Here is a 21611-nt window from a genome sequence, read left to right as displayed (position 1 = left end):
TCCATCTCTTGTTTCCACGCCAGTTTGCGCTAAGTCAAAAGTCGCAAAAGGAAAAAACATGATCGACGGCTTGAGTACAAAGGCGAGGACAGGCGTTCGGGGACTGGACGATGTATTATCGGGCGGTTTGACTCGCCGCCATGTTTTCCTGCTCGAAGGGACGCCGGGCACGGGCAAAACTACGATCGCCCTGCAATTTCTTTTGGAAGGCGCAACACTCAAGGAGCGCTGTCTTTATATCAGCCTGTCGGAGAGTGAAGAAGAACTGCGGGAAAGCGCGCTTTCGCACGGTATCGAATTCGGGGATTCGATCGAAATCTTCGAGCTCGTCCCCCCGGAAAGCCTGCTTGACGCAGACCAGCAGCAAAGCCTGCTTTACTCCTCAGATCTGGAGCTCGGCGAGACGACCAAGCTGATCTTCGAGGCCTTCGAGCGTCTGAAACCGCAGCGTGTGGTGATCGACAGCTTGTCGGAAATCCGTCTGTTGGCACAGAGTTCTCTCCGCTACCGCCGCCAGATCCTGGCCATGAAGCATTTCTTTTCTCGATCCGACGCCACAGTCCTTTTGCTCGACGACATGACGTCGGACAATCTCGACAAAACCGTCCACAGCGTCGTTCACGGCGTTCTTCATCTCGAGCAGCTGGCTCCCGACTATGGTTCGGAACGCCGCCGCCTGCGGGTGATCAAATATCGCGGCCAGGCGTTCCGCGGCGGCTATCATGATTTCGTCATCAAGACCGGAGGCGTCTCGGTCTTTCCGCGGCTGCGTGCGATCGAGCACAAGACGGCATTCGACCGAGCTATTTTGAAAAGCGGCATTGCCGAATTCGACGATCTTCTTGGCGGTGGTATAGAACGCGGGTCGAGCACGCTGCTCATCGGACCTGCCGGTACCGGCAAAAGCCTGTTCGCGCTCCAGTTTGTAGCAGCTGCCGTGAAGCGCGGTGAGAAAGCAGCCGTCTTCATATTCGACGAGGAGCTCGGCCTGTTGTTCTCGCGTACGAAAGCAATGGGGATCGACCTCGAGAAGATGCGCGACGACGGCGCTATTCACATCGAGCAGCTGGATGCGGCCGAGCTTTCGCCGGGGGAATTCTCGCAACGCGTGCGGGATCGCGTGGCGACCTTCAAGGCCGGGACAGTCGTGATCGATAGCGTGAACGGCTACCAGGCGTCGATGCCCGAGGAAAACGCGCTGATCCTGCACGTGCATGAACTGCTGCAATACCTCAATCGGCAAGGCGCCAATACGTTTCTGACAGTTGCCCAGCACGGACTCGTCGGAGACATGAAATCCCCGGTCGATGTCACCTACCTCGCCGATACAGTTATCCTGCTGCGCTATTTCGAGGCACTGGGCAGGGTTCGGCGTGCAGTCTCGGTCATCAAGAAGCGAACCGGTCGGCACGAAGAAACCATCCGCGAGTTTCGCATCACCGATGCAGGGCTGACACTGGGCGATCCGCTTTCCGGTTTCCAGGGCGTGTTGCGCGGTGTACCGACGCTTGTCGGCGAAAAGCAGCAACTGCTGGAGCTTTCAAACGAGGACGAAAGCCATTCCTAACAGAGATGCCGTCGGCCTCATTCATGCCCCACACGGTCGCGATGCGCAGATTGCGGCATCCCTCCTGAAGGAAGCCGGTATCGCTTCGAAGGCGGCCCTGGACCTGTCCGGTTTCGTCGACAGCCTTGACGACAACATCGCGCTCGCTGTCATCACCGAGGAAGCTCTACGATCCGCCGACCTGCGCGCCATCTCCCAGTGGATCGAGAACCAGCCGAGCTGGTCGGATCTACCTTTCGTCATTCTGACAAACCGCGGCGGTGGTCCGGAGCGTAATCCCGCAGCTGCGCGGCTGTCGGAAGTCCTTGGCAATGTCAGCTTCATCGAGCGCCCTTTCCACGCAACGACATTCATCAGCGTTGCCCGTTCTGCCGCACGCGGGCGTCGGCGCCAATACGATGCACGTCTGCGGATGGAAGCTCTCGACGAAGGCGAGCGCCGCCTGCAGACAGCACTCGAAGCCGGTCGCCTCGGCGCTTGGGAACTGGATCTTGCAACTGATGTCCTGAGCACGTCTGCGACCTGCAAGAGCATTTTTGGACGCGGTCCGGAAGAGGCGTTCACCTATCAGGACCTTTTTGCCAGTATCCATCCCGATGACCGACAACGCGTGCAGGATGCTCATACGGCAACAGCCGAGAGCGGCGAGGATTATTCTGTCGAATACCGCACCGTCTGGCGCGACGGCACCGTGCGCTGGGCAGAAGTGCGGGCACAGCTCTACCGCGACCACTCGGGCAAGGCGGTCAAGCTGGTCGGCGTATCCGCCGACATTACCGACCGGGTCATCAACGAGAAGCAGCAGCGGCAGATCAACGAACTGCTTGAAGAGCGTGTCGCCGAGCGGACGCGTGAACTTGAACAGGCCCATTCGGTCGTGATGGACGAGGTGTCGCAGCGTGAGCGGGCGGAAGATCAACTGCGCCAGGCGCAGAAGATGGAGGCGATCGGCCAACTGACCGGCGGCGTCGCCCACGATTTCAACAACCTGTTGATGGCAGTGCTCGGCAATCTCGAATTGCTCCGCAAGCTCGTTGCGGGCGATCCGAAAGCGGAACGGCTGATCGATGGCGCCCTCCAGGGCGCAAGACGCGGGGCGTCGTTGACCCAGCGGCTGCTCGCCTTTGCCCGCCGCCAGGATCTGCAGATCGGTCCCGTTGACCTTGGCGCCCTGATCGGTGGCATGCGCGACCTTCTCGAACGCTCGGTCGGGTCGACCATCCTCGTCGAAACCGCGATACCGGATCATCTGCCGAAGGTTTCGGCAGATGCCAACCAGATCGAGCTCGCGCTTCTCAACCTTGCCGTCAACTCGCGTGACGCCATGCCCGACGGCGGCACGCTGCGGATCAGCCTCAGCCAGGAAGAGCAGAGGTTCTCAAACGATACGCTTGCAGCCGGGCGTTACGTCGTGCTCTCGGTCAAGGACGAAGGCCAAGGCATGGACGAGGCGACGCTGCAGAAAGCCATCGAACCGTTTTTCTCAACGAAGGAACTGGGCAAGGGAACGGGCCTCGGATTGTCGATGATCCACGGCCTGGCGTCCCAGTTAAAGGGAGAGTTGAAGTTGTCGAGCAGGATCGGTTCCGGCACTACCGCCGAATTGTGGATTCCGGTCTCTTCCGCTGCCGAGCAGCCGAGGCAGGCCGAGGCACCATCGCCTCCGGCAGAATATCAGGGTGGTCCCAAGCGTATCCTGCTTGTCGACGACGACGTCCTCATCGCCATGAGTTCCGCCGACATGCTGCTGGATCTCGGACACGACGTGGTCGAAGCCCATTCCGGCAAGGAGGCGCTGGAGCATCTGGGTAAGGGACCAAAGTTCGATCTGATGATCACCGACTACTCCATGCCTGGCATGACCGGGGGCGAACTCTCGAAGGCTGCACGAGCCTTGCTGCCCGAATTGCCAATCCTGATCGCCTCCGGCTACGCGGATCTTCCGCCTGGCGTTGATCTTGAGGTTGCGCGGCTCGGAAAGCCGTATACGCAGGCACAGCTGGCGGAACAGATCGGCAAGCTTACGTCGCCGCGCTAGTTGCTCTCGCAACCGGGCGCGACGTCATAAAGCTCAAAGGGTCAGAAACTCGGCGCGGCTATTACGCCTGCCCGTCGCCACCCAGCGGCAGTTCATCCGTGATCACTTCGAACCTTGCCAGGATCGCCGGGCCGAAGGCCGTGGACAACGCGACATCGGTCGCATCGCGACCGGTCGCCATCAGGATCCGGCCGATACGAGGTTTGTTGTGACGGGCATCGACAGTGTGCCAGCGTCCGCCGAGATAGACTTCGAACCATGCACTGAAGTCCATCGGATTGTGATCCTTGGGAACACCGATGTCTCCGAGATAACCCGTGCAGTAGCGTGCGGGAATGTTCATGCACCGGCAAAGGGTGATCGCCAGATGCGCGTAGTCCCGACACACGCCCGTCTGGTCGTTGAAGCCGCCGAACGCGGTCCGCAGCGAATCAGCGTTCTGATAGTTGAACGCAATGCGGTTGTGCGCGAAATCAAGAATGGCTTTGACGCGCGGCCAGCCCAGATCAGTCGAGGAAAACGTGTTCCAGGCGAAGTCTGACAGACGGTCCGTATCGCAATAACGGCTGCCCAGCAGGAACACCAGAACGTCGTCGGGTAGATCCTGGATGAGATGCTGCTGCGCATCTTCCGGGATCGGGTCCGGGAGCCCGGTGTCATAGATCTCGAACTCGGTCGAGATCGTCGTCAGGCCGGGCGGTGCAACGATGCGGCTGCAGGCGTTTCCGAAGACATCCTGATAACCCCAGGCTTCGATCGGTCTGTCGAAAGTCAGCACCTGTTCGGTCAATAGATCTACGCGACGGGAGGGGTGGATATTCAACGCCAGAAGCATGGCAGTCGGCTGTTGGCATTCATAGCCCAGATGAAAACCGGCGCGTATCCTCATGAAGCGATGTCTCCTAAATACCGTTGACGAGATGGCAGCAATGCGGCAATGCCCGGGCGTTGATACGGTTCCGTTTAGCCATGAAGTTTGGCCTGGAACTCGTCGGTCGTGACGTTGACCTGCACTGACATGCTTTTGAAATCTTCCGCCTCACCGTCATAGCTGCCACGAAGCGGGATAGCCTGTTTCGGGTCGCGGGCGACGCCGACGCGAATGAGGTCGCGGTTACCGACAATGCCGTTGGTCGGATCAAATTCCACCCATCCGGCTCCCGGCAGGTAGACCTGGCACCACGCGTGGGTAGACCCGCCTCCAAGCGTCGTCGATCCGTCGCGATCGGGAACGTAGATATAGCCGGTGACGAAACGGGCAGCGAGGCCGAGGGCCCGTGCGGCTTCCATCATCAAAAGCGCAAAGTCGCGGCAGGTCCCGCGACGCAGCTGCAGCGTCTCGAGCGGAGCCTGGGTGCCGTGTTCGTGGCGACGGGCATAGACGAAGCTTTCACGGATCGCGTAGCAGAGCGTCATCAGCAATCGGCCGGTCTCGGTCGGCTGGCCGGGTTTGACGAACTGCCGCGCCCATTTGCCAACCTCGTCGTTGGCATCCGGGTAATGGCGACGGATGGTGCATTCCAGATCGAACGCTTCCACCGGGTCATAGGTGAAGGGATAGGTGAGGGCTTCCTCGTCGATCTGAAAATCCATCGCGAGCTGCGGCGTATGATCGAGCCTGATGGTCGTTTCGAACTGGAGTTTCTGAGACGCACCCTCAAAACCGACCAGCGCCACGCAGTTCCCAAACACGTCATGGATCCAGCGGACATAGGCAGGCTTTGGAAAGACCTCGAGGCGCGACACGAGCAGCGTCTGGTCGAAACTGTCCCTTGGTCGGAACAGCAGCCTGTGTTCGCCGAACTCGACCGGCTTATGATACTGGTAGGACGTAAGGTGACGAACCGAAAAGATCGTCATGCGATCACCGAGCCGAGTTCGACTGACATTGGGTCAGATCGGAAAAATACATCATATCTGGACGATGAGCGATGGCGCTCAGCAGAAGTCTGTTCATTTGAAGTTCTCGAGATCTAGCATGATGGATTGTGCGTTTTTCGCCTTGTAGGCAGCCTGGGCCGCCTTCAGGATCTTCGGTCGTAGCGCATCGAAAGACGCAAGATAATCATCGCTGACGGCAGTTCTTTCAACAAGGTTGCTGCTGAGAACTTCAGCAGCGACGAAGAACCGAACCTCGAACATGCCGTCATGACCCAGAAAGCGGACGCGTCTTTTCGATTCATCGTAACTGCGCGCGGGATTTGGGAAAGAAAGTGTCATGGCAGCCTCTGTCGTCAGCATGGCTCCGAATGTCGGACTACCACGTTTGCATGTCGGGTATCTTGCTGCCATCCGCTTAGTCGATGATAGCAAGCCCAGTGACGTTTCGCAGGTAACCGGCTTTTTGGTCCCGCAGTCCGTATTGAGGCAGCGCCGCCAATTTTCCAAACGCCGGATCGATGGCATTCTATGCCGACGAACCATATGACTAGGTCACGTTGAGCCCCCGAAGTCCAACGCGAAATGGCGAGCCTGCTGCGACAGACCGCATTTTAAGCCTGAATGGGCGGGGGGAGGCTTGGGGTGGGCAAGCCGGTCTCAGCTCGAGGCCGGAGCAAAGCGTGCAGTGATCGCATGGCTGTCGGAAGGGTAGCTGAACCGCACCGACGTCACCGGGCCGGAAACGTCCCAGGTCTTGCGTTCTACCACGAGGCAGGCAGACTGCGGCGTGATTTCCAGCCGCCTTGCCAGCTCTTCGTCCGCAAGCTGGGCCGAGATCCGATGTTCCGCAGCGGTCCATGGTATCTGCGCGATCAGCCACTTGCCCGGTGAAACCGTCGAGAAATCCATGTCCTTTGCCTGCGGCACGGTCTTCAGATTGATCAGTCGTTCCTCGAGACAGAACGGCTTCCCGTCGGCGAAATGCAGGCAGACGACGTAGATGGATTTTTCCTTGCCGGCGACGCTCAGGCGCAGCCGGTCCGTTGCCACAGTCTTCCGCTCCCGGCATTCCTCCATCCGGAAATGGTAGTCCTTGTTCAGCGCGCGGACTTCATCTTCGATGTCGTAGATCTCAAGAATGGCAGCCTGGTTGCGCGGCTGGGCAACAAAGGAGCCCGATTTCTTGCGCCGCTCGATCAGCCCGGCATTGGCAAGCTGGGTCAGAACCTTGTTCGCGGTCATCCGCGAGACATTGTAGTGCTTGGCGAGCTCGACCTCAAAAGGGATCCTGTATCCCGGGGGCCATTCGCCGCTGACGATATTGTTCTCGATGTCGCCCAGGATCTTCTGGTGCAGTGTGCCCACCGCACGCGTCGCCTTGATCTCTTTTTCTTCGGTCAAGGCGAAGTCCTTCGGCTCTCTGCGTCAAAAGGGTTCTCCACCATATCCGGTTAGCCGGCGTCAAGCAGAGCGGCCATCACGGCCTGGAACCTCGGCAGGATCGTCTCTCGGCTCACATGCCGACCGCCCGTCACCAGCTTCTTGCCCGCCGCCCAGACGCAATCCACCTTGATCGTATCAGCGAAGATCCACTGGTCGAGAACCTGATCTGCCGAAAGGTAGGGGGCGGCCTCAAGGTCGAGCGAGACGAAATCCGCCGATGCACCTGATACGATGTCGTCCTGCGACTGCAATGCGCGGGCGCCACCTTTCAGCGCTTCCTGGAACAGGCGCGCACCCGTCGATTGCTGCGGTAGTGCCACGACGTTTCGCGAGCGAAGTCCGAGACGCTGCGAATATTCGAGCTGCCGAAGTTCATGCGCGACGGAAATCGAGATGTTCGAGTCCGAGCCGACGCCGAACTGGCCGCCTTCCTCGAGAAATGCCGGCGCCGGAAATATGCCGTCGCCGAGGTTGGCTTCCGTGATGGGGCAGAGACCGGCAATGGCCCCTCGGCGTGCCATGTCGCGCGTTTCCGCCTCGGTCATATGGGTAGCGTGGATCAGGCACCAGCGCTCATCGACCGGCATGTTGGCGAGCAGCCATTCGACGGGACGTGCGCCCGACCACGCGATACAGTCCTCGACCTCTTTCGTTTGCTCGGCGATATGGATGTGGATCGGGCCTCCACCTGCCATCGGAAGCACGTCCCGCAGTTCTTCCGGCGTCGCAGCCCGCAGGCTGTGCGGCGCGATGCCGAGCTGGCCGCCGGGAAGCGCAGACGTGATCTTCCGGCACTCCTCCATCAACAGGGAAAAGCTCTCGACCGAGTTGATGAAGCGTCGCTGGCCCTCGGTCGGTGCCGTTCCCCCGAACCCGGAGCGGGCGTAGAAGACTGGCAGCAGGGTGAGGCCGATCCCGGTCGCAGCACTTGCCGCACCGATCCGCGCCGCGTGCTCCGCGATATTGGCGTAGTGGCGCCCGTCACGGTCGTGATGCAGGTAATGAAACTCGCCGACCCGGGTAAAGCCCGCCTCCAGCATTTCCATATAGAGCTGTGCGGCGACCGCCTCGATATCGTCAGGTGTCATCGACAGGGCGAATTTGTACATCAGCGTGCGCCAGCTCCAGAAGCTGTCGCTTGTTGATCCGCGAACCTCCGTCAGTCCCGCCATGGCGCGCTGGAAAGCGTGGCTGTGGAGATTGGCCATGCCGGGCCCGATCAGCCGGTGCCGCTCGTCGGTGGCCGCAGGCATCGCGTCACGTTCGATCGACAGCACCTTGCCATGCTCGATCGTCAGGCGAACGTTGCTCGCCCATTCCCCGCCGATGAGTGCGTTTTCTGCAAAAATGGTGTTCACTGCCAACTCCATTTGTTGGTCCCGTCTGCGGTCAGCAGGCGCTTGCAAATTCTTCTTGCCTTGGTTTTTTATGTATATACATTAAAACAAAAAGAGGAAGGCTTCGTGGTCGAGAATAGCGATAATTCACCGGTGGCGCCAACCAGAACGCTATGGCGCAACGCTCGGCTGCTCACGCTTGCCGACGAGGCGCAAGGGCTTGCTCTCATCGAGGACAGTGCCATTGCCGTCGAAGGGGGCAGGATCGTCTTCGCGGGCACAGAGTCCGATCTGCCGTCAACCTTTCTGGAAGCCGACGAGATCATCGACGTGGAGGGCAGGGTGATCACGCCCGGTCTGATCGACTGCCATACGCATCTGATCTTCGGCGGAGATCGCGCCATGGAATTCGAGATGCGGCTCGAAGGAGCCACCTATGAGGAGGTCGCGCGCGCAGGCGGCGGCATAGTCTCCTCCGTCAAGGCGACCAATGCCCTTTCCGTCGATGGGCTCCTGAAGGCCGCGCTTCCGAGGGTCGATACGCTGCTCGCGGAAGGTGTGTCGACGCTCGAGATCAAATCCGGTTACGGCCTGTCGATCGAGGGCGAACTGAACATGCTGCGCGCCGCCCGGGCGCTCGAAAAGATCCGCCCGGTCCGCGTCGTCACGTCGTTCCTCGGCGCCCACGCAACGCCGGTCGAGTACCGCGGACGCAACGGCGACTACATTGCCGATGTCGTTCTGCCGGCAATGAACCTTGCCCATGCGGAGGGTCTGGTGGATGCAGTCGACGGTTTCTGCGAAGGCATCGCGTTCTCGGTTGCGGAGATGCGGCGTGTGTTCGATCACGCGACGTCTCTCGGCCTGCCCGTAAAGCTGCACGCCGAACAGCTTTCCAATCTCGGTGGTGCTGCGATGGCTGCATCCTACGATGCCTTGTCCGCCGATCATCTCGAATACCTCGATGCCGAAGGTGCGGCCGCGATGGCGGCGTCGGGCACGGTTGCGGTTCTGCTGCCGGGCGCGTTTTATGCGATCAACGAAACGCAGAAGCCGCCGGTCCAGCTGCTGCGCGATGCCGGCGTCCGGATCGCGATTGCGACCGATAGCAATCCCGGCACGTCGCCGCTCACCTCGCTGCTGCTGACGATGAACATGTCGGCGACACTGTTCCGGCTGACCGTCGAGGAATGCATCGCAGGTGCAACGCGCGAGGCGGCGAGGGCACTCGGTCTTCTCTCCGAGACCGGCACGCTGGAGTCCGGCAAATCGGCAGACTTCGCCATCTGGAATATCCAGCGACCGGCCGAGCTGGTCTACCGCATCGGCTTCAACCCGCTTCATTCGAACGTCTTTAGAGGTCAACAGCTATGACGATCACGCTTCACCCCGGCAGCGTTACTCTAGCCGAGCTTTCCGATCTCTACTGGAACACTGGTTCAGCAGTTCTCGATCGCTCCTTCGATGCCGGTATCGAAAAGGCGGCGAGACGGATCGCGGAGATCGCTGCCGGAAATGCTCCGGTCTACGGCATTAACACCGGCTTCGGTAAGCTTGCCTCGATCAAGATCGACAGTGCCGATCTCGCCACTCTGCAACGCAATCTGATCCTGTCGCATTGCTGCGGCATCGGGGCGCCGCTGCCGGAAAATGTCGTGCGGCTGATCATGGCGCTGAAACTGATCTCGCTCGGCCGCGGCGCGTCCGGTGTCCGGATTGAGTTGATCCGCCTGATCGAGGGCATGCTGGAAAAGGGCGTCATCCCTGTCATTCCGGAAAAGGGCTCGGTCGGCGCATCCGGCGATCTGGCACCGCTTGCGCATATGGCTGCCACCATGATGGGCGAAGGCGAGGCCTTCCTGCAGGGAGAGCGGCTGGCATCAGCCGATGCGCTCGCCAAGGTGGGGCTGACACCCGCCGTGCTTGCCGCCAAGGAAGGACTGGCGCTGATCAACGGTACCCAGACCTCCACCGCACTGGCGCTTGCGGGCCTGTTTCGTACGCATCGCGCCGCCCAGACGGCACTTGTTACAGGCGCCCTGTCGACCGACGCGGCGATGGGGTCGTCCGCTCCGTTCCACCCTGACATTCACACCCTGCGCGGCCACAAGGGCCAGATCGATGCCGGCGCCGCACTTCGCAACCTGCTTGAGGGCTCAGAAATCCGCGCAAGCCATATCGAAGGCGACGAGCGGGTTCAGGATCCCTATTGCATCCGTTGCCAGCCGCAGGTCGACGGCGCCTGCCTCGATCTGTTGCGGTCCGTCGCAAGGACGCTGGAAGTCGAAGCAAATGCCGTCACTGACAATCCGCTGGTTCTGTCAGACAATTCCGTCGTCTCCGGCGGCAATTTCCATGCCGAGCCGGTTGCCTTTGCCGCCGATCAGACGGCGCTTGCCATCTGCGAGATCGGTGCGATCGCCCAGCGCCGTATCGCGCTTCTGGTCGATCCTGCTCTCTCCTACGGCCTGCCGGCATTTCTGTCGAAAAAGCCCGGTCTCAACTCGGGCCTGATGATCGCCGAAGTCACGTCGGCCGCGCTGATGAGCGAGAACAAGCAGATGTCGCATCCGGCTTCAGTGGATTCGACGCCGACCTCCGCCAATCAGGAGGACCATGTGTCGATGGCCTGCCACGGCGCGCGACGCCTGCTCGGCATGACCGAAAACCTGTTCGGCATTCTCGGGATCGAAGCGCTGACGGCCGTCCAGGGCGTGGAACTGCGCGGGCCGCTCAAGACCAGTACCGAGCTCGCAAAAGCCGTTGCCGTGCTGCGGGCTTCCGTCCCTGCGCTCGACGATGACCGTTACCTAGCGCCGGATCTCAAGGCCGCAAGCGAACTGGTCGCGTCCGGTGCCTTCGCCCACGCCATCTCGCCGGGCATCCTGCCGGTCCTTGAAGTTTGATCATCAGAAGAAATTGGGGAGCCACGACATGACCAATCCACGCCACAACATTCGCGATGTCCGCTCGCCCAAGGGCACCGAGCTCAATGCCAAGAGCTGGATGACCGAAGCACCGCTTCGGATGCTGATGAACAACCTCGATCCGGATGTTGCGGAAAACCCGCATGAACTCGTCGTCTATGGCGGCATCGGCCGGGCCGCCCGCACTTGGGACGATTTCGACAAGATCGTCGCGACGTTGAAGACGCTAACGGAGGAGGAGACGCTGCTCGTCCAGTCCGGCAAGCCGGTCGGCGTGTTTCGCACCCACAAGGATGCACCGCGCGTGCTGATCGCCAACTCCAACCTCGTGCCGCATTGGGCGACCTGGGACCATTTCAACGAATTGGATAGGAAGGGCCTGGCCATGTACGGCCAGATGACCGCCGGATCGTGGATCTATATCGGCACACAGGGCATCGTTCAGGGTACCTACGAGACCTTCGTGGAAGCTGGCCGCCAGCATTATGGCGGCAGCCTCAAGGGCAAGTGGATCCTGACCGGCGGCCTCGGCGGCATGGGCGGCGCACAGCCGCTCGCAGCCGTCATGGCAGGCGCCTGCTGCCTCGCGGTTGAATGCGACGAGACCCGCATCGATTTTCGTCTGCGCACCCGTTATGTCGATGCCAAGGCGAAGACGCTGGACGAAGCACTGGCGCTGATCGACCAATGGACCAAGGCGGGCGAAGCGAAATCGGTCGGTCTGCTCGGCAACGCTGCCGAAATCTTCCCCGAACTGGTCGCCCGCATGAAGGCCGGAGGCGCTCGCCCGGATATCGTCACCGATCAGACATCCGCCCATGACCCGCGCAACGGCTACCTGCCGGTCGGCTGGACCGTCGAGGAAGCCAAAGCCAAGCGCGAAAGCGATCCGAAATCGGTTGAGGTCGCGGCCCGCGCATCTATGAGGGCGCATGTGGAAGCGATGGTCGCGTTCTGGGATGCCGGCGTGCCGACGCTCGACTACGGCAATAACATCCGCCAGGTCGCCAAGGACGAAGGCCTGGAAAATGCCTTTGCCTTTCCGGGCTTCGTCCCGGCCTATATCCGTCCGCTGTTTTGCCGCGGCATCGGCCCGTTCCGCTGGGCGGCGCTGTCGGGCGATCCTGAGGACATCTACAAGACCGATGCGAAGGTGAAGGAGCTGCTGCCTGACAACACTCACCTGCACAACTGGCTGGACATGGCGCGTGAGCGCATCGCCTTCCAGGGACTTCCGGCGCGGATCTGCTGGGTGGGTCTCGGTGATCGCCACAAGCTCGGCCTCGCCTTCAACGAGATGGTGAGGAGCGGTGAATTGTCCGCGCCTGTTGTCATCGGCCGCGACCATCTCGATTCCGGTTCCGTCGCCTCGCCGAACCGCGAGACGGAAGCGATGAAGGATGGCTCGGACGCCGTGTCCGACTGGCCGCTCCTCAACGCGCTGCTCAACACCGCATCGGGCGCCACCTGGGTATCGCTGCACCATGGCGGCGGCGTCGGCATGGGATATTCGCAGCATTCCGGCATGGTCATCTGCGCTGACGGAACGGACGATGCAGCCCGCCGGATCGAACGCGTCCTGTGGAACGACCCGGCAACCGGCGTCATGCGTCACGCCGATGCGGGATACGAGATCGCAATCGATTGCGCCGAAGACAAGGGCCTTCGCCTGCCTGGCATCCTCGGGAACTGACGCGCATGCGCATCCTGCGTGCATCGGACCATAAGCGGATGCCCTGGAAAAACGGCAAGGGCGAGACGGTGGAGATCGCCGTCTTTCCCCAGGCTGCCACGGTCGATGATTTCGACTGGCGTATCAGCATGGCGACGGTGGCCGAGGACGGCCCGTTCTCTGTGTTCGCGGACATAGACCGGACCCTCAGCATTTTGACGGGCGACGGGATCGAGCTTTCGGTCGAGGGCGAGCCCGATCGTGTCCTGCGCCTCGACACGCCGCCCCACGCGTTTCCGGCCGATGCAGTGACCAGCGCAAGGCTACTCTCTGGCCCGATCACCGATCTCAATGTCATGACCCGGCGCGGAAAGTTTATTCACGGCGTGACGATGCTCTCCGTCAGTCAACGCGTCATTACGTCGAACGGTTCGGACGTGACCCTGGTTCTGCCGACGTCGGATTTGGTTCTGAAAGACGGCACATTGCTTGGCGCGTATGATGCGATCCTGCTGCATCCGGGCGATTCGGAGATCGAACTTAGTCAGGCGCCATCAAGCCGGACTTTTCTTGTCCGCATCGCCTCACGGCAAAAAGCCTCGGTTTCGTTACAGGTTTGACGCATTTGTGAAGATGCCGTGAGGCTGGCCGCAGCGATCGCGCTAAAGAACCGGAAACGCGATATTTCGTCTCTTTCGGTTGATCACATCTGCCCGGTTCCAGACCGGGTTTGGCGGAGGCGACGGCGCAGAAGGTGAAAGTTTTAACTTTCCGGTAACCGCCTCCTCCCCCTATGGGATCACTTACGGATGCATTCGTACCCGTATTTCCCTTGCCATTCCCAACAGGAGACGAGATGTCCTTCAAACCTTTCGCCCTTGCGCCTCTCTTTGCAGCCGTGATTGCCCTGCCGGCATTTGCCCAGCCGAGCCCGACGATGCTGAGGCAGTTCGGCGACTGGAACGTCTATTCCTATCAGGCGGGAGCTTCGAAAAGCTGCTACGTCCTGACCATTCCGAAACAGGCGACGCCCGCAAGCGTGAACCACGGCGATAACTTCTTCCTCGTGGCGCCCAAGCCTTCGGGTAGCGGATATTATCCGCAGGCCATCATGGGATATGATCTTCAAAACAGCTCACAGATAACGGTCACGATCGATGGCAAATCCTTTGCCATGACGCCGCGGGGCAACTCCGGCTGGACGCAGCAGGAAAGCAATGATTCCGCGATGATCGACGCCATGCGTACGGGAAGCAATATGACGCTTCAGGCGGTCTCGGGGAGAGGCACCCGCACATCCTATACGTTCTCGCTCAGCGGCGTGACCGCAGCCCTCAACCAGGCCGGTCAGTGCAACTGACGTCGATCTCTTAAGATCTCTGATGGGTGGAGTTCGAAACCGGCATTCGCCCATCGCCGATCTTGACAAGCTCGTCCGGTCAACGTCGGCGGATATAGGCGAATAGCCGCTCGGCCGCGTCTTCGATCTGCTTCGGGTCGCGCAGAAAACAGGCTCTCATGAATGGGGCGCCGCCGGGGCCGAATGCGGTGCCCGGCGCCATGCCGACGCCGGTTTCATCGACAATCCTGAAGGCTTCGGCGCGGCTGTCTGTTACGCCGTCGATCTTCAGGAACGCGTAGAGCGCCCCTTCGGGCTTTCGCGTTTCGACACGGTTGGTGGCGACCAGCGCGTCACACAGAATGTCGCGCGAGGTTCGGGCACGCTCGACATTGGAGCGAATGAACTCGTCGCCAAGGTCGAGTGCCGCAATCGCGCCCTTCTGCATGAACTGCGCAACGCCTGACGTGGAATACTGTATGAGATTGGTGAGCGTCTGGCCGATCTCCGCCGGCGCCACCACCCAGCCGATACGCCAGCCGGTCATGCACCAGTTCTTCGAGAACGAGTTGGCAAAGATGATGCGGTCTTCCGCGTCCATGACATCCATGAACGACGGCGCCCGCGTGCCTTCGAAATAGTAGAGCCCGTAGATCTCGTCGGCGATGATCCAGAGACCATGGCGGCGCGCAAGGCTAAGGATTGCCTCGAGATCATCCTTCGTCGCGGTCCAGCCCGTCGGGTTGGATGGGGTATTGATGAACAGCGCCCGGGTTTTCGGCGTGATCGCAGCTTCCAGTCGGCCCGCATCGAGCACCCACCGGCCGTCGATGAAATCGAGGACGACAGGTACGGCCTTTGCTTCGGAAACACTCGCGGCATGGGCAGCGTTCGGCCAAGCCGGTGACAAATAGATCACCTCGTCGCCGGCCGATGCGACCGTCTGGATCGCCAGCACGATCGACTGCATGCCGGACCCGGTGACGTAGATGTTGTCGACCGAAAGATCGGCTGAGTAGTGCCGCTGGTAGTAGCGCAGGATCGCCTCGCGAAGTTCCGGGATACCTTGCGTCCAGGTATAGAATGTCTCGCCAGCGAGAAGCGCGTCGCTTGCGGCCCGGGTGATGAAATCAGGTGTCGGAAGGTCGCCTTCGCCGATCCAGAGCGGCATCAGATTGTCGCGACCGCGCGCATAGGTGACAATTTCGCCAATACCGCTACGCGGAGCGGCCGCAGCGCGGGCGCTGATGTCGGGTCGGATGATCGTCATGCGAATCTCGGCTGAGTATGGCGGGGAACTATGCCTAGGCCAAGTTCCGACGTACGGTCAACCGGTTGCAGGCCGCATCGGACACGGAACCTTCGGTCCGAAAGCGTTGATTTGGCGATGGTTTTGACGGCTCTTCGGGCGTGCCCGGTTTCGCCACCGGGGCGAAGGTCAGCGCCTCGATCAGGAAATACGCAGATTGGACAAGTTCGTCTTCGCCCATGTCATCCTCGAACTGCGGTTCGTCTTCGGAAAACTGCTCTTCAGGAAGGATTTTCATAAGGATGCGGTGCATTGCTGATTCAAGAACCGCTGCTTTACGCCGATTGGTCGAAAAAGGCCATGCGCGGATTGGCGCATGGCGTTGATTCGGTATCAGCTGCGGCGCATCGCCTCGATAAATAGCTTGGCCTTCGCCGCCACCGACGCAACATCGTCGCCCGGCTTGTAAAGCGATCCGCCGATGCCGAAGCCGTTCGTGCCGGCGTCGATAAAGGATTTCATGTTGTCAGGCGTAATCCCGCCAACGGCCAGAACCGGCATATCCTTCGGCAGAACTGCCCTCCAGGCCTTGATGACCATGGGCGGGATCGCCTCCGCCGGGAAGGCCTTGATGCCGGTCGCACCGGCGCCGATCGCCGCAAAGGCTTCAGACGGCGTCGCGACGCCCGGCAGGCTGATCATGCCGCGCGAGACGCTCGCTTCGATGACCGAGAGGTTCGCGTTCGGCGAGATGATGACAGTTGCGCCCGTCGAGGCGACGTCTGCGACCTGAGCGGTCGTCAGCACCGTTCCCGCACCGATCAGCGCCTGGTCACCGAACCGCTTCTGCAGTTTTTCGATGCTCTTCAGCGGGTCCGGCGAATTGAGCGGAACTTCGATGATGCGCCAGCCGGCTTCGATCAGCGCCTCGCCGATCGGCTCGGCCTCGTCAGGCGTGATGCCGCGCAGGATGGCAACCAGATTGCAGGCTTGCAGCGCGTCTTGGAACGTCATCGAACTATCCTTTATTCGTCAGTTGCAACTGTCCGGCGATCAATTGGACACCGCGCTTGGCAGCTTCTGTTGGGCCCGGCTCTATATCAAGATCAAACAGCGGCGCGACGCGGCTGTAACGGCTGTTCAGCACGTTGTTGCCGACGATGCCGATAGCTTCGCCGGGTTTCAGCCAGCCCGCGGCGCGGGCCTGACGGAACTCCGAACCGATGACCAGCCCGGAAACGTAGTCGCCGATATCTTCAGGCGCCAGAACGCCGGCAAGCACGCCCGTGCGGGCGCTGAAGACGGCAGAGAGGAATGCGTCGGCGGCACGCGCGTCGCTTGCGGCAAACCCGGCACCCCGGTCAAATGCCTCCCAGCGCGGCTCGGAGCCGGGTGCCGGCTCCGATGCCTTGGCGATAAAGGAATGCTTGGTCAGCAGTGCGAAGATTTCACCGGTCGCATAGGTCTGGAAACCGGCGATCCGGCCACTCTCGACCCGTGCCCACTTGCTATGGGTTCCCGGCAGAACCAGGGTGCGGTTCTTGTCCAGCCCGAAGCCGACGATCTGCGTTTCCTCGCCGCGCATCACGTCCGGAAACGGCTGTGCCGCGGGATCGCGCATGCCGGGCAGGAAGGTGACGATGGCGCCGTTGCCAAGCGTGAGCTGCCGCGTGCCGGCTGCCAGTTCGGCAAGACCCGCGGGCGCGTCGACGTAAGGGACCTCGATCCAGCCATTGCGGCTGGTGATCATGCCGCTAGCAAGGACTGGGATTGCGCCGTGCGCGTCGAACCATGCCCCGACCGTTTCCATCAGGGCGTCCTCGAAAGCCCCATCCTTGACGAACTGGATGCCGCCGCTTGTCGTATCCCGGGTGTCGAGCGTTTCGCCCGTTTCAGATACGAGCGCGGCGCGAAGCGAACTCGTGCCCCAATCTAGAATGATCGACTTAGGCTCTGGCATCTCTCGGTTTCCTCCCCGAACATTTTGGCCTTCGATAGCGCGGGCAGGGCTGCCTTGTCGAGAGCAAGTGCTGCGAAAAGTCATACTTTTGAGGAGGGGCTTGAGGTTTGTAAATCGAGGCTCAGGCTTCGGGATCGAGGATGCAGCACTGTTCCGGTACAGGCACCAGAACAGCGCTCGTGCCGGGGTCGAAAGGTTCGGACAGTGCTCCATTCGCCGTGATCTCGCCGGCGACGGTCACACACTTGTATTGGTAGGCGCGCCCGAGATAGGTGCGGGTGCCAAGGGTCGCGGGAATGCCTTCGCCGGACTGACGGGCGACAAGGCCGTCGGCACGGGTGGCCAGAACGAAATCGTCCTTGATCGCACCGAAGACATCCTGCGAGAACGACAGTCGCGCACCGCCGGCAGCCTCGGCTGTGACGGTCGCGCCGTCGCGGGTGACCACCTTCATCGGAATGAGGTTCTCGAACCCGACAAAACTGGCGACGAAGGCGTTGGCCGGTTTGCGGTAGAGGACTTCCGGCGTGTCGAGCTGCATGATGCGGCCTGCATTCATGATCGCCACGCGGTCGGAGATCGAGAAGGCTTCTTCCTGATCGTGGGTGACATAAAGCGACGTCGTGCCGTTCGCCTTCTGCAACTGGCGGATCTCGACGCGCATGTCCACGCGCAACTTGGCATCGAGGTTCGAAAGCGGTTCATCGAACATCAGGAGCGGTGGTTCGATGACGAGCGCGCGGGCCAGTGCGACGCGTTGCTTCTGGCCGCCTGACAGTGCCGACGGCAGCCGGTCGGCCAGGTGCGAAAGGCCGACGCGGTCGAGCATGCTTCCTGCGCGCTTGGCCCGATCGGGTTTGGCAATGCCGCGCTGCTTCAGACCGAAGGCGACGTTTTCCATCACGGTCAGGTGAGGAAAGAGCGCGTAGTTCTGGAACACAAGCCCGATATCGCGGGCATGTGCCGGAAGCGTGGTGAGATCGCGATCTCCAAGCCGCACGCGGCCGCTGGTCGGCTCCAGAAAGCCTGCGACGATCCGCAGCGTCGTCGTCTTGCCGCAGCCGGATGAGCCAAGCAGCGACACGAGTTCGCCGGCCGCGACCGAGATCGACAGGTCCTTGAGGACCTGTGTCGATCCGTAATGGGCCGAAAGGTTTTCGATGGTGAGCGATACGGTCAAAAGGGTTCTACTCGTCTTACTTGGTCAGGAAGGTGAGGCCGAGCGTGGCTTCGACGATGGCCATCACGCCAACCGTCACCAGCATCAAAAGCACGGAGACGGAGGCGATGGTGGGGTCGAAAAACTGTTCCATATGGGCCAGAATCTGGATCGGCAGCGTGGAAATGCCGGGACCGGTCAGAAACACCGAGATGGACACGTCGTTGATCGAGGTGATGAAGGCAAGGATGAAGGCGGCGATGACGCCGGCGCGAATGTTCGGCAGCACCACCGTCAGGAAGGTCTTGAGCGGCGGGCAACCAAGGCTGATCGCCGCTTCCTCCACGGAGAAGTCAAAGGCGGCAAGGCTCGCACCGACGACGCGAACGGAATAGGGCAGAACCAGAAGTGCGTGACCGAGGATTAGGCTCGGATAGACCGGCAGGCCGAAGCCGATGGTAATCGACTTCAGAAGCGAGAAGCCGAACACGATTTCCGGGACCAGGATCGGCAGGACGAACAGCGTGGAAAGCCATTTCGGTAGTTCGACGCGGTATCGGTTCAGCGCATAGGCGGCGGGAATGCCCATCAGCAGCGACAGCGCCGTTCCGAGGATCGCCACCTGGAAGCTGGTGATCGCGGTGTTCCGGAAGGCGGAGATCTCGAAAATATTGGCAAACCACCGCAGTGTCAGGCCCTGCGGCGGAAACGTCAGGTAGGATGTGTCGGAAAGCGACGCGCCGACGATGATGACGAGCGGCGCGAGCAGGAAAAGGAAGACGAGGGCGGCGAACGCGCCGAGGAGGGGATGGATGCGTGTGGTCATCTTGTCATACCGCCATCGGATTGAGGCGCCGCGCCATGCGGCTCATGATCGTCACTACGGCAATGGTGATGACCACCATGATCGCTGCGATGGTGGAGGCGCCCACCCAGTCGAAGGTGACCATGGCGCGCTGATAGAGCAGCGTTCCCATCATCATCATCTGCTCGCCGCCAAGCAGCTGCGGCGTCGCGTAGGAGGTGAAGCTGCCGGTAAAGACGAGGACCGCGCCGACGATGAGGCCCGGCACGGCAAGCGGCAGGATGACCTGGAAGAATGTGGCGATCGGCGTGGCACCCAGAGAGGTTGAGGCTTCGACCACTTCGCGTGGAACGCCCTCGAGCACACCGGTCAGGGTGAGGATCATCAGCGGCACGAACAGATAGACCATCGCAACGATCACCGATCCCTCGGTATAGAGCATGGACAGCGGCTCAGAGATGATGCCGAGCGACATGAGCGTGTCGTTGACGATGCCGTTCTTGCCGAGGATGATCAGCCAGGCAAATGAGCGAACCACGACGCCGGTCAGAAGCGGGAAAACCGCAGCGATGATGGCGACAGACTTCAGCCGCCCCGGCATGCGGGCGATCACGTAAGCCGTCAGAAAGCCGATGACCAGCGAGATCGCGGTGGTGATCAGGGCGATACGCAGCGTACGGTAGAGGATATTGGTGCGGAAGCCGCTGTTGAAGAAGGCGGTGTAGGTCGAAAAGGCGCCTTTCGGCTCACCAAACGTGGTGGCGATGGTCAAGAGAACCGGAATAACGAGAGCGACGACGACAGCAATCGTCGCCGGCATCGTCAGCCCCCATTTGGCAAAACGCTTCATGTCTGTTCTTTCAAATTCCGGGCTGCCCTGCGACTTTCCGGCACCGGCGTTCCGGCAGCGGATGTGCTCCGCAATCCCTGCCCGGATCAGGAAAAGCCCTCTCCTTGGATCGAGGAGAGGGCTCGTCGTCTGTGACTGGGATTACTGGCCGAAAACCTCGTTCCACTGGTCGATCCAGTCGGTCTTGGCGTCGTTCAGCTTGGCGTAATCGATGCGGCCCAGCTTCGAGACCTGGTCAGCGCCATAGGTCCACATCTTGGCCTGTTCCGGCGAAAGCTCGACCTTGCTGTTGATCGGCGCATCGACGCCCTGTTCGGCTTCCTTCTGCTGAACTTCCTTCGACAGAACGAAGTTGATGAACTGGTGCGCGAGCTCGACATTTTCGGAGCCCTTGGGAATGTTGACCATGTTGAGGGTGGCGATATCGCCTTCCTTCAGTGTCGCCCAGGTCATCGTCTTGACGGCGGCCTGCATCGAAGCAAGCGTGAAATCCTGCGCCAGGGCAACGCGCACCTCGCCGGTCGAAATCAGGTTCACCAGTTCGGAGCCGGTATTGTAGTTCTTGACCACATTCGGCTTCAGTTCGCTGATCGCTTCGAAGGCCTTTTGGGAGTCCTCGTAGGCATCAACGCCCGCATGCTTGCCGGCCTGCAACACGACCATCGGGCCGGCCGTGGTGGTGATGCCCGGCAGCGAGACCGAGCTCTTCATGTCGGCGCGCCAGAGATCGGCCCAGGAGGTGATCGCCGGATCCACCTTGGCGCTGTCATAGACGAGACCGACGCGGCCGATCGTGTAGGCCGGACCATACTTGCCCTGCGGATTGCGGCCGAGTTCGTAGATTTCCGAAAGGTTCGGGATCTTGGACGCGTCGACTTCCTGAAACAGGCCCTGTGCGACGCCGAGCTGGGAGAAGCTGTCCGAGAGGTAGATCACGTCCACGCCCTTGCCGTCGCGCAGCTTCAGCTTGTTCAGCCGGTCGGCATTGTTGCCTGTTTCGAAAACGATGTCGCAGCCGCAGATCTTCTTGAAGGGCTCGATGATGTTGGCCTTCATCTTGTCGCCGTTATAGCCCCACCAGGAAATGGTGAAGGTCTTCGTCTGGGCACTGGCCGAGGCGACGCCGGAAAACGTGGCAAGAATTGCAAGCGCTGCAAACTTGGTGAGGCGATGAGCCTTCATGAGGTGATCCTTTGTCGAACAATCGGTGTTGAATTGGCTGCTCGGACAGCGCCGAGCGTAGTACGACAGTATTTTTTCATCGCTTTCCCCGCAAGCTCAATAATTGTGCACGCGCAATATCCATGTGGATACGCACTGCAATAGGAACGCACGTGTGGGCGTTTTCCCTCTTGCAGCTCTAGTGGCTAGAGGTTGTAGACAC

20 protein-coding genes are annotated in these 21611 nt (G+C 60.9%); 7 read left to right on the top strand and 13 right to left on the bottom strand.

From position 1 onward, the window contains the following. Positions 1 to 58 precede the first annotated feature (58 nt). Positions 59 to 1567, top strand: coding sequence for an ATPase domain-containing protein (locus G6K99_RS18305; protein WP_062458489.1), 1509 nt, complete (start codon positions 59 to 61; stop codon positions 1565 to 1567). Continuing rightward, positions 1509 to 3605 (top strand): hybrid sensor histidine kinase/response regulator, encoded by a 2097-nt coding sequence (locus G6K99_RS18300; protein ID WP_180215569.1) that lies wholly within the window; start codon positions 1509 to 1511, stop codon positions 3603 to 3605. The genes G6K99_RS18305 and G6K99_RS18300 overlap by 59 nt, the downstream gene beginning before the upstream one ends. 61 nt (positions 3606 to 3666) lie before the next feature. On the opposite strand, the gene G6K99_RS18295 is transcribed toward G6K99_RS18300, so the two are convergent. The 5 genes from G6K99_RS18295 to G6K99_RS18275 all read right to left on the bottom strand — a co-directional run bounded on the left by G6K99_RS18295 (position 3667) and on the right by G6K99_RS18275 (position 8287). Beyond that, the gene (locus G6K99_RS18295; protein WP_174197404.1) at positions 3667 to 4494 is read right to left on the bottom strand and encodes a transglutaminase family protein; all 828 of its coding nucleotides are present in this window, start codon (positions 4492 to 4494) and stop codon (positions 3667 to 3669) included. Positions 4495 to 4568: 74 nt separating this feature from the next. Then, positions 4569 to 5465: a transglutaminase family protein gene (locus G6K99_RS18290; protein ID WP_062458480.1), complete on the bottom strand. Its 897-nt coding sequence runs from the start codon at positions 5463 to 5465 to the stop codon at positions 4569 to 4571. A 93-nt stretch (positions 5466 to 5558) separates the two neighbouring features. Further along, positions 5559 to 5846, bottom strand: coding sequence for a DUF1488 domain-containing protein (locus G6K99_RS18285; protein ID WP_371816237.1), 288 nt, complete (start codon positions 5844 to 5846; stop codon positions 5559 to 5561). A gap of 297 nt (positions 5847 to 6143) precedes the next feature. Then, positions 6144 to 6887 (bottom strand): histidine utilization repressor, encoded by a 744-nt coding sequence (gene hutC / locus G6K99_RS18280; protein WP_180215568.1) that lies wholly within the window; start codon positions 6885 to 6887, stop codon positions 6144 to 6146. Between the two features lie 50 nt (positions 6888 to 6937). Further along, a complete protein-coding gene (locus G6K99_RS18275) occupies positions 6938 to 8287 on the bottom strand; it encodes a formimidoylglutamate deiminase (protein ID WP_371816236.1) in 1350 nt (449 codons plus the stop codon). Positions 8288 to 8392: 105 nt separating this feature from the next. Here G6K99_RS18275 and hutI point away from each other — a divergent pair, with 105 nt between their 5' ends. The 5 genes from hutI (at position 8393) to G6K99_RS18250 (ending at position 14225) form a co-directional block, all read left to right on the top strand. Beyond that, positions 8393 to 9640: an imidazolonepropionase gene (hutI, locus tag G6K99_RS18270; RefSeq protein WP_371816235.1), complete on the top strand. Its 1248-nt coding sequence runs from the start codon at positions 8393 to 8395 to the stop codon at positions 9638 to 9640. Further along, positions 9637 to 11172, top strand: coding sequence for a histidine ammonia-lyase (gene hutH, locus G6K99_RS18265; protein ID WP_174197401.1), 1536 nt, complete (start codon positions 9637 to 9639; stop codon positions 11170 to 11172). The genes hutI and hutH overlap by 4 nt, the downstream gene beginning before the upstream one ends. A gap of 28 nt (positions 11173 to 11200) precedes the next feature. Then, the gene (hutU, locus tag G6K99_RS18260) at positions 11201 to 12886 is read left to right on the top strand and encodes a urocanate hydratase (protein ID WP_174197400.1); all 1686 of its coding nucleotides are present in this window, start codon (positions 11201 to 11203) and stop codon (positions 12884 to 12886) included. 5 nt (positions 12887 to 12891) lie between these two features. Further along, positions 12892 to 13485, top strand: a complete 594-nt coding sequence (locus G6K99_RS18255) for a HutD family protein (protein ID WP_174197399.1) — start codon at positions 12892 to 12894, stop codon at positions 13483 to 13485. Positions 13486 to 13721: 236 nt separating this feature from the next. After that, positions 13722 to 14225, top strand: coding sequence for an invasion associated locus B family protein (locus G6K99_RS18250; RefSeq protein WP_062576716.1), 504 nt, complete (start codon positions 13722 to 13724; stop codon positions 14223 to 14225). Positions 14226 to 14304: 79 nt separating this feature from the next. On the opposite strand, the gene G6K99_RS18245 is transcribed toward G6K99_RS18250, so the two are convergent. From G6K99_RS18245 to G6K99_RS18210, 8 genes are all read right to left on the bottom strand, one after another. Beyond that, on the bottom strand, positions 14305 to 15474 hold the full coding sequence (locus tag G6K99_RS18245; protein ID WP_174197398.1) for a pyridoxal phosphate-dependent aminotransferase: 1170 nt from the start codon (positions 15472 to 15474) through the stop codon (positions 14305 to 14307). Between the two features lie 34 nt (positions 15475 to 15508). After that, positions 15509 to 15766 carry a hypothetical protein gene (locus G6K99_RS18240; protein ID WP_062576720.1) on the bottom strand — a complete coding sequence of 86 codons (258 nt, stop codon included), beginning with the start codon at positions 15764 to 15766 and terminating at the stop codon, positions 15509 to 15511. Between the two features lie 80 nt (positions 15767 to 15846). Continuing rightward, complete coding sequence (locus tag G6K99_RS18235; RefSeq protein ID WP_174197397.1) at positions 15847 to 16467, bottom strand: 2-dehydro-3-deoxy-6-phosphogalactonate aldolase; 621 nt, start codon at positions 16465 to 16467, stop codon at positions 15847 to 15849. 4 nt (positions 16468 to 16471) lie between these two features. Then, positions 16472 to 17413 (bottom strand): 2-dehydro-3-deoxygalactonokinase, encoded by a 942-nt coding sequence (locus tag G6K99_RS18230; protein WP_174197396.1) that lies wholly within the window; start codon positions 17411 to 17413, stop codon positions 16472 to 16474. A 121-nt stretch (positions 17414 to 17534) separates the two neighbouring features. Next, positions 17535 to 18593: an ABC transporter ATP-binding protein gene (locus G6K99_RS18225; protein WP_113165000.1), complete on the bottom strand. Its 1059-nt coding sequence runs from the start codon at positions 18591 to 18593 to the stop codon at positions 17535 to 17537. Positions 18594 to 18609: 16 nt separating this feature from the next. Continuing rightward, complete coding sequence (locus G6K99_RS18220) at positions 18610 to 19398, bottom strand: ABC transporter permease (RefSeq protein WP_174197395.1); 789 nt, start codon at positions 19396 to 19398, stop codon at positions 18610 to 18612. Positions 19399 to 19402: 4 nt separating this feature from the next. Next, complete coding sequence (locus G6K99_RS18215; protein ID WP_113164998.1) at positions 19403 to 20227, bottom strand: ABC transporter permease; 825 nt, start codon at positions 20225 to 20227, stop codon at positions 19403 to 19405. 141 nt (positions 20228 to 20368) lie between these two features. Next, on the bottom strand, positions 20369 to 21409 hold the full coding sequence (locus G6K99_RS18210; protein ID WP_174197394.1) for a PotD/PotF family extracellular solute-binding protein: 1041 nt from the start codon (positions 21407 to 21409) through the stop codon (positions 20369 to 20371). Positions 21410 to 21611 lie beyond the last annotated feature (202 nt).

Source organism: Neorhizobium sp. AL 9.2.2 (genome assembly GCF_013317225.1).
In the GTDB taxonomy this organism is placed as follows: Bacteria; Pseudomonadota; Alphaproteobacteria; order Rhizobiales; family Rhizobiaceae; genus Neorhizobium; species Neorhizobium soli.
Note: the sequence above shows the minus strand (reverse complement) of the source record. Positions and strands in the feature narration are given on the sequence as shown.